Here is a 7,996-nt window from a genome sequence, read left to right on the forward strand (position 1 = left end):
CTGCTCGGCGAAGTACTGGACCATGTCGTTGCGTTCGGGCTCGCCGTGCACCAGGACGTCGATCCCGGTCTTCTCCTGGAAGGAGATGACCTCCTGGATCTCGGCCTTGATGCGCTCCTCGTAACCGGCGGCGTCGATCCGGCCGGCGCGCAGGTCGGCGCGTGCGGTGCGCAGTTCGCCGGTCTGCGGGAAGGAGCCGATGGTCGTCGTCGGCAGCAGCGGCAGCTGCAGGTGTGCGCGCTGGGCCGCGTACCGCTCGGGGTACGGCTGGGAGCGGCGGGCGTCCGCTTCGGTGACGGCGGCGGCGCGGGCGCGGACGGCCGGGTCGTGGGTGATGGGGGAGCCGGCGCGGGAGGCCAGGTCGGCTCGGTTGGCGGACAGTTCGGCGGCGATGGCGTCCGGGCCACGGGTGAGTCCGCGGGCCAGGGTGACGATCTCGGCGGTCTTCTGCCGGGCGAAGGCGAGCCAGCGCCGGATCTGCGGCTCGATGTCCCGCTCCGCCGAGGCGTCGAGGGGGACGTGCAGGAGGGAGCAGGAGGCCGAGACGTCCACCCGATCGGCCAGGCCGAGCAGGGTGCCGAGCGTGGCCAGGGACTTCTCCAGGTCGTTGACCCAGACGTTGCGGCCGTTGACGACACCGGCGACCAGGCGCTTGCCGGGCAGCCCGCCGACGGCCGCGAGGGCGTCCAGGTTGGCGGCGGCCGCCTCGGTGAAGTCCAGCGCGAGTCCGTCCACCGGTGCCTTGGCCAGCACCGGCAGGGCCTCGCCGAGCGGCCCGAAGTAGGAGGCGACCAGCAGCCTGGGCCGGTCGCTGCGGGCACCGAGATCGCGGTAGGCGCGGGCCGCTGCGTTCAGCTCGGCCGGGCTGCGGTCCTGGACCAGGGCGGGCTCGTCCAGCTGGACCCACTCGGCACCTGCCGCGCGCAGGTCGGCGAGGACCTCGGCGTACACCGGAAGCAGCCGGTCGAGGAGGGTGAGCGGGTCGAAGCCGGCGGCCACGCCCGGCGCGGGCTTGGCGAGCAGCAGGTAGGTGACAGGGCCCACGAGAACGGGCCGGGCCTTGAGTCCCAGGGCGAGGGCCTCCTTGAGTTCCGCGACCTGCTTCGAGGCGTCGGCCGCGAACACCGTCTCCGGGCCCAGCTCCGGGACCAGGTAGTGGTAGTTGGTGTCGAACCACTTGGTCATCTCCAGCGGCGCCGCGTCCTGGGTGCCGCGGGCCATCGCGAAGTATCCGGCCAGCGGGTCGGCGGCCACGGCGTCCCGGTGGCGTGCGGGGATCGCGCCGACCATGACGGTGGTGTCGAGCACGTGGTCGTAGTACGAGAAGTCGCCGGTCGGCACTTCGTCGATGCCGGCGTCCGCCAGCTGCCGCCAGTGGGTGCGGCGCAGTTCGGCGGCGGTGGCGCGCAGGGTGTCGGCGGTGACGCGGCCCTTCCAGTGGCCCTCGATCGCCTTCTTCAGTTCGCGGCTCTGTCCCTGACGGGGGTAGCCGTACACGGTGGACCGTGCTGCCGCGGCTGCGGACTTGATGGTCACGGAGATCTCCTTCGCGAGATGAATCCCTGAGATCCCGGGGACGGGACGAGAGCGCGAAGGGGTGACGCACCGGACGGCAGCGGCCAGGCGCCGTCCGTTCGGTGTGTACGCCGACCCGCCCTCGAGGTCACCGGGATGTCCGCGCACGAGTGCTTCATACGCGGGCAGTTGGCAGGTCTTCGGACTCGCGGGCACGTCCTCACCGAGGACACCTACTGGCCGTCGCTTCCCAGGCCCTCCCGGACCCAGTGCGTATGACGGCGGTCGTTCCCGCTCACCGCTGCGGGGCAGTCCCGGATTTCCACCGGGTTCCCTCTTACGACGCATCCCGCCTGGCGGACGGGGCGAACCAGCTGCAGGAGCAAGCCTAAAGGGTGACGCGCACTGCCGGGGCGCCACCCCCTGCATTCGGTCCGTCCCCCGGGCCTCAGGGTCGGTCGTGGACGTGGAAACCCCGGCCGGTCTCGCGGGCCAGCAGTCGGGTGTTGCCGGTTCGGAGGAGCCCAGAAGTGTTGGGCGGGCCCTTCTCAGTCGTTGAGCAGCCGCCATGCGGTGAGGGCGAGTCTTGCCCGCATCAGCCCGGTGGGTTCGGTGAGTTCGATGTCCAGGACCTTTCCGATCTGCTCGAGTCGGCGGGCGACGCTGCTGTGGTGCAGGTGAAGGAGATCGGCTGCCCGTCGTAGGGAGCCGGCGGCGCAGTAGGTGTCCAGCGTCTCCAGGTCTGCGGGGTTGCCCGCCATTCGGGCGATGGCAGCCACGTCGGCGTTGTCTCGTACGGTGTCCTGGGATACCTGGGCGAGCAGCGTCAACGCCCCCAAGTCGTCGTAGTGGACGACCGGTTGGCGTGGGGTGGTGAAGCGGAGGGCGGTACGGGCCTCCCGCCAGGACCGATCGGGGCTTTCGGCGGCGCCGATGCCCGCGCGTACGCCTGCCGGGAACCGGTCCTGGTCCACTGTGGCCGCCAGGACGACACCCACGTCGGCGAGGGATGCCGCCTTCACCGGGCGGCCCGGGCAGAGCAGGGCGCCGATCTGGTCGAGCGGAAGCCGCGACCGTACGGCGACGACGTGGAGCGGCAGGCCGGCGGCGAAACCCAGGAGCCGTAGCGCCCTGACCCGGGCCGCCTCGTCGCTGTCGGAGCTGATCGCCAGTTCGACGAGGGCGGGGTCGGCCATGGTGGTGCGGGCCGGGCCGTACCGCTCGACGACCGCCGCGGCGGCGATGGCGAGCCGGTCCAGGAGCACTTCGTCGAGCGGATTGTGTGGGCCTGGGCGTTCCAGCCACACCGTGCCGATCTCCTCCTCGTCGAGGGTGATCGGCGCGGTGGTGGACGCGGGTGACGGCGGGGCGGACGCTTGCCTTCCGTCGGGTGCGACACGGATCACCTGTCCGGTGCCGTGGAGTCGGACCCCGGCCACGCACTCGGCCAGGCCCGCCGAGGCCCGGGCGAGCGCCGGGAGATCCACCCGCCGGCGCATGAGCGTGTCGTAGAACGCGACGATGCGGATCGCGCCGTCGACGTACGGGTCCAGTCCTGACAGCCGTACGGCCAGTGCCTCCATGACAGGAGGTTAGGGTCCCATGACCGGGAGGAGAAGCGCCGATCGGTGCGTGATCCGGGCGGGACGCCCGACAGTTGGCGGGTGATCTCCGGGGCGGCGCCGGTCAGGATGTCCGGCATGGATCCCGAACTCGAAGCATTCATCCCCTTGCTCCCCCGTACCGATCTGACCGACCCGGTCGCCTACCGAAAGATCTACGCCGAGCTCGCCGCCGCGCGGCCGGCGCCGGACACCGCGGGACTGGAGGTCGAGGACCGCACGGTGCCCGCCGATCCGGACGTGCCGGTGCGGGTGTACCGCCCGCGCCAGGCGCAAGGTGCCGTCGTCTGGCTGCACGGCGGCGGATGGGTCGTCGGTGACCTGGACACAGAGCAGCACTGGGCTGCGCCGATAGCCCACCTCTCCGGTGCGGTCGTGATCACCGTCGACTACCGCCTGGCGCCCGAGCACCGGTTCCCCGCCGCCCTGGACGACGTCTACGCCGTCCTGACCTGGACGCACGAACACGCGGCCGAACTCGGCATCGACCCGGACCGGATCGCGGTCGGAGGCCACAGCGCCGGCGCGAACCTCGCGACCGCAGTGGCGTTGCGGGCCCGCGACCAGCTGGGCCCGCCGATCCGCTTCCAACTGCTCAACGAAGCCATCCTCGACGACCGCCAACAGACATGGTCGGCACGGAACTTCACCGACACGCCCTGGAACACGCGTGCCGTACGCGCCGCGGCGTTGGGCCACTACCTGGGCTCCCAGCCCGCCACGCCGTACGCCGCTCCGGCGCGTGCCGACGACCTGTCCGGTCTGCCACCGGCCTACATCGCCACCGCGGAGTTCGACCCGAACCGCGACGAAGGCATCGACTACGCGCTGCGCCTGCTGCAGGCGGGCGTGTCGGTCGAGCTGCGCCAGTGGCCGGGCACCTTCCACGGGTCACTGGCGATCCAGACCGCCGACGTCTCGCAGCGGCAACTCGCCGAACTGGGCGCCGTCCTGCGCCGTGCCCTCACCGAGTGAAGTTGCGTCTCCCTTCACGAGGTGGGCGCGGTCTACACCCGTCCGTTCAGGCCTCGCTGCCCAGCGGGTGACGGAAGCCCTGGTCGGAGATGAGCCGGGCACCCTGGGTGAGTTCTGCGGCGAAGCGCTCCACGGCCTCGTACGGGAAGCGGTGGCTGGGGCCGCTGAGGGAGAGGGACGCGACGACCGGGCCGCCGCGGCCGGTCACGGGCACCGCCACGGCGGTCGGCCCCTCGTCCCACTCGCCGCTGCCGACGGCGTAGCCCCGCTCGGTCGCCTCCGCCGCCCAGGTCCGCAGCTGTGCGGCATGCCCCTCACCCTGGGGCGAGGCGGCGGCCACCCGGTGCAGGAGTGCCTCGGAGACGTCACGCAGCAGGACCTTCGAGGAGGCGCCGGCCGCGCCCTGTCCGCTGCGGCCGACGGACCGCGCCTGGTCCGCAACCTCGCCCCGAGCCCGACGGACGAAGCCGGCACCCGCGCCCAGCACGTGGCCTTCGCCGTGGACGACCTCGTCGCGGCGGTGCGCGGCTTCCACGCGGCGGGCGCCGACCTGCTGCGCGTCCCCGCCAATTACCACGACGACCTGCGGGCACGGTACGAATTCCCCGAGGGCGAGGTCGAGACATACCGCGAACTCGGCATCCTCTACGACCGGGACGAGCAGGGCGGCGAGTTCCGGCACTGGTACACGGAGACGGTCGGCCACGTCTTCTTCGAGTTCGTGCAGCGCACCGGCGGCTACCGCGGATACGGCGCCGCGAACGCCCCCATCCGGCTGGCCGCCCAGCGGAGGTAGTCCGCCGGACGGTGGGAGGCGCCGGCAGCCAGGAGAACCGCTGCCGAGGCGGCGCGCCGGGCGAGCGGTACGAGGGTGACGGCGAGCTCGCCCACCAGCCTGGCCAGGGCGAAGGCGGTCAAGCCCCGGCTCTCGTTGCCGCTGTCGGCCCGTGCGCCGATCAGCTGCGGCAACCACGTGCTCACCACGTGTACGAGGTGCAGGCCGCAGAACGAGGCCGGCCGCGGTAGAGAGGTCGCCTCATACGCCGGGGCAGACGTTCCGGTCGGCGACGGCCTCGGTTTGCTCCCGCTCGCCGCGCGGAACGTGGTCCAGCCACCCATGGAGCCCGCGTCGGCCGAGGTCAGGCCCAGAACGGAGTCGTCGAGCATGTGCGGCACGATGGCGCCCCTGGACGGCACGGCAGCGATCGTTTAGCCTCATTATCCAGAGTTGGAAAAATAGTCGAGATCAAAACGGTCGAGATCAATGGACGTCTGCGGGGGAGATCGCCATGGACCACGTCAGAGGCACCGCTGCGGCCACCGCGGACGAGCACCTCATCGGCGAAGCGGAGAAGATCGCCGTCGCCCTGGGCCGGATGTTCCCGGGCCTGTGCGAAGTGGTGCTGCACGACCTGCGCGACCCGCAGCACGCGATCCGGGCGATCGAGAACAACCTCTCCGGCCGCCGGGCCGGCGACTCCGCAACCGAGCTGGGGCTGGCCCGCATCGCTGACCCGCAGTACCCCAGCGTCATCCAGAACTACCCCAACCGGTTCCCCGACGGCCGCCCGGCGAAGAGCACGTCGATCGGCATCAAGAACAGCGCCGGCGAGTACATCGCGGCCCTGTGTCTGAACCTGGACGTCTCGGTGCTCTCGCCGGTCACACTCGCCCTGGCCAACCTCGTCGCCACCGACACCGAGCAGGGTGAGCAGGCACTGGAGACACTGCGGGACCGCAACGCCCGCGAGCTGCGCCAGACGGTCGAGACGCTCGCCGCCGAACGCGGCGGCACCCCGAGATCGCTGGGCCGGGAGGCCAAGAGGACGCTCGTCCGGCAGCTCCACACTGACGGTTACTTCGACTCCCGTGATGCGGCCCAGGCCATCGCCGACCTGCTCGGGGTGTCCCGGGCGACCGTCTACAACTACACCAAGTGAAGGGCCCCTCATGACTGCCGCTTCGCCCGTCACGTTCGACGACGTCCGTGAGGCCGCCGCGCGCCTCAAGGGCATCGCCCACCGCACCCCCGTACTCACCTCCCGCACGCTCGACTCACTCGTCGGCGCCGAGGTGTTCATCAAGTGCGAGAACTTCCAGCGGATCGGCGCCTTCAAGATCCGCGGCGCCTACAATGCGGCCGCCCAGCTCGCCCCCGAGCAACTGGCCAAGGGCATCGCCGCCTACTCCTCCGGAAACCACGCCCAGGCCACCGCCCTGGCCGCACGCGAACTGGGCACCAGCGCCGTCATCCTCATGCCCGAGGACGCCCCCCGCTCCAAGAGGGAGGCGACCGCGGGATACGGGGCGCAGATCGTGACGTACGACCGCTACACCCAGGACCGCACCGCCCTCGGCGAGGCGCTGGCCGAGGACCGCGGCCTGGTCCTGATCCCGCCCTACGACCACCCCCATGTCATCGCCGGCCAGGGCACCGCCGCCCTGGAACTCCTCGAGGACACCGGGGAACTCGACGCGCTCCTCGTGCCCGTCGGCGGCGGCGGCCTGATCGCCGGCAGTGCCACCGCCGCCAAGGCCCTGCACCCCGGCATCCGGATGATCGGCGTGGAGCCCGAAGCGGGCGACGACACGAAGCGCTCCCTGGAGAGCGGCGAGCGGGTCACCATCCCCGTGCCCCGCACCATCGCCGACGGCCAGGCGATCTCCACCCCCGGCGAGATCACCTTCGGCATCAACCAGCGTCTGGTCGACGCCGTCGCCCTTGTCAGCGACGAGGAGATCGTCCGCGCCATGAGGTTCGCCTTCGAGCGTCTGAAGATCGTCCTCGAACCCAGTGGCGCCACCGGCCTGGCCGCCCTCCTGGCCGGACGCGTCGAGGACCTTCCGCCCCGGATCGGCGTCATCGCCTCGGGCGGCAACATCGACGCCGAGCGGTTCAGCCGGCTCATCGGCGGCTGACCCGCAGCTCGGAGCCCGTACCCGGCCGTCCCGGAGGCGGTCGGGCACCCCGCCCGGACACGGCCTCTGCGACCCGGGACAATCTTCGCCATGACCGAAGGCACGGACGACGCCGGGAGCCGCCTGGACAGGATCGAGCGGCTGCTGGCGAGCGGTGAGCGCGATCTGGTCCCCGCGTGGCGGCGGGCGACGAGCGGTGAGCCGCGCTGGGCGGTGACCGCCGTGATCCTGGTGGCGGTCGCCCTCCAACTGCTGCTGCCGCACCGGCTCGCGCTCCAGCCGTACTGGGCGCTGCCCGCGCTGGAGCTGGTGCTGCTGGCCGGCCTGATCGCCGCGAACCCGCGACGGGTCGAGCCCCGCACGCGCCGGCTGCGCATGCTGGGCCTCGCCCTGATCGGCGTCATCAGCTTGGCCAACGGCTGGTCGGCGGTCCGGCTCGTGGCGGACCTGGTGAGCGGCAGCGCGGGGGAGGACGCGGTGCCGCTGCTGCTGACCGGCGGTGGCATCTGGCTGACCAACGTGATCGTGTTCGCCCTGTGGTACTGGGAGTGGGACCGCGGCGGCCCGATGGCGCGGGTCCTCGGCCGGCAGCAGCACCCCGACTTCCTCTTCGTGCAGATGCAGAGCCCCGAGGTCGCCCCGCCGGACTGGGAGCCGGCGTTCCTGGACTACCTGTACCTGTCGTTCACCAACTCCACCGCCTTCAGCCCGACCGACGTGATGCCGCTCTCCCGGTGGGCCAAGATGCTGATGATGCTGCAGTCCTCGGTCTCCCTGGTGACCGTGGTCCTGGTGGTCGCGCGGGCCGTCAACATCCTGAATTGACTGCTCTCCTCCCTGAGGGGAGGTGATTCTTGGCTCAGGCTGCCTGCTGAGGCGGCGCCTCAGCGGGTCTTGCGCCCTCGACACCAGCCGGGTTCAGACCTGCCCGGATGAGCATCACGCGGGCGGAGTTCTTGTCCCTG

The 7,996-nt window shown here is 71.6% G+C and carries 8 protein-coding genes, 2 pseudogenes and 1 riboswitch; of the genes and pseudogenes, 5 read left to right on the plus strand and 5 right to left on the minus strand.

What is annotated here, in order from left to right; genetic code table 11:
• Together metE and ABZ471_RS46575 are read right to left on the minus strand one after the other, a co-directional pair.
• Positions 1-1,536, minus strand: a 1,536-nt coding sequence (gene metE / locus ABZ471_RS46570; protein ID WP_359075222.1) for a 5-methyltetrahydropteroyltriglutamate--homocysteine S-methyltransferase, incomplete at its 3' end; no start/stop codon positions are given.
• 152 nt (positions 1,537-1,688) lie between these two features.
• A riboswitch (cobalamin riboswitch) is annotated at positions 1,689-1,905 on the minus strand.
• A gap of 158 nt (positions 1,906-2,063) precedes the next feature.
• The gene (locus tag ABZ471_RS46575; RefSeq protein WP_359075223.1) at positions 2,064-3,098 is read right to left on the minus strand and encodes a helix-turn-helix domain-containing protein; all 1,035 of its coding nucleotides are present in this window, start codon (positions 3,096-3,098) and stop codon (positions 2,064-2,066) included.
• A 117-nt stretch (positions 3,099-3,215) separates the two neighbouring features.
• On the opposite strand from ABZ471_RS46575, the gene ABZ471_RS46580 reads away from it, so the two are divergent.
• Complete coding sequence (locus ABZ471_RS46580; protein ID WP_359075224.1) at positions 3,216-4,112, plus strand: alpha/beta hydrolase; 897 nt, start codon at positions 3,216-3,218, stop codon at positions 4,110-4,112.
• Positions 4,113-4,158: 46 nt separating this feature from the next.
• On the opposite strand, the gene ABZ471_RS46585 is transcribed toward ABZ471_RS46580, so the two are convergent.
• The gene (locus ABZ471_RS46585) at positions 4,159-4,599 is read right to left on the minus strand and encodes an IclR family transcriptional regulator C-terminal domain-containing protein (protein ID WP_359075225.1); all 441 of its coding nucleotides are present in this window, start codon (positions 4,597-4,599) and stop codon (positions 4,159-4,161) included.
• On the opposite strand from ABZ471_RS46585, the pseudogene ABZ471_RS46590 reads away from it, so the two are divergent.
• Positions 4,510-4,908 (plus strand): annotated as a pseudogene (locus ABZ471_RS46590) (sugar phosphate isomerase/epimerase and 4-hydroxyphenylpyruvate domain-containing protein); the annotation flags it as partial. The gene ABZ471_RS46585 and the pseudogene ABZ471_RS46590 sit on opposite strands and share 90 nt — an antisense overlap.
• Here ABZ471_RS46590 and ABZ471_RS46595 read toward each other — a convergent pair.
• Positions 4,851-5,309 carry a hypothetical protein gene (locus ABZ471_RS46595; RefSeq protein WP_359075226.1) on the minus strand — a complete coding sequence of 153 codons (459 nt, stop codon included), beginning with the start codon at positions 5,307-5,309 and terminating at the stop codon, positions 4,851-4,853. The pseudogene ABZ471_RS46590 and the gene ABZ471_RS46595 overlap by 58 nt on opposite strands.
• A gap of 92 nt (positions 5,310-5,401) precedes the next feature.
• Between ABZ471_RS46595 and ABZ471_RS46600 the strand changes: the two genes are divergently transcribed.
• The 3 genes from ABZ471_RS46600 (at position 5,402) to ABZ471_RS46610 (ending at position 7,856) form a co-directional block, all read left to right on the plus strand.
• On the plus strand, positions 5,402-6,052 hold the full coding sequence (locus ABZ471_RS46600) for a PAS domain-containing protein (RefSeq protein ID WP_359075227.1): 651 nt from the start codon (positions 5,402-5,404) through the stop codon (positions 6,050-6,052).
• A 10-nt stretch (positions 6,053-6,062) separates the two neighbouring features.
• Complete coding sequence (locus ABZ471_RS46605) at positions 6,063-7,031, plus strand: threo-3-hydroxy-L-aspartate ammonia-lyase (protein ID WP_359075228.1); 969 nt, start codon at positions 6,063-6,065, stop codon at positions 7,029-7,031.
• A 90-nt stretch (positions 7,032-7,121) separates the two neighbouring features.
• A complete protein-coding gene (locus ABZ471_RS46610; protein WP_359075229.1) occupies positions 7,122-7,856 on the plus strand; it encodes a hypothetical protein in 735 nt (244 codons plus the stop codon).
• Between the two features lie 34 nt (positions 7,857-7,890).
• Here the strand turns inward: ABZ471_RS46610 and ABZ471_RS46615 are convergent.
• Positions 7,891-7,996, minus strand: a pseudogene (locus tag ABZ471_RS46615) (RNA-guided endonuclease TnpB family protein); the annotation flags it as partial.

This window comes from Streptomyces sp. NPDC005728 (genome assembly GCF_040630895.1).
Lineage (GTDB): Bacteria > Actinomycetota > Actinomycetes > Streptomycetales > Streptomycetaceae > Streptomyces.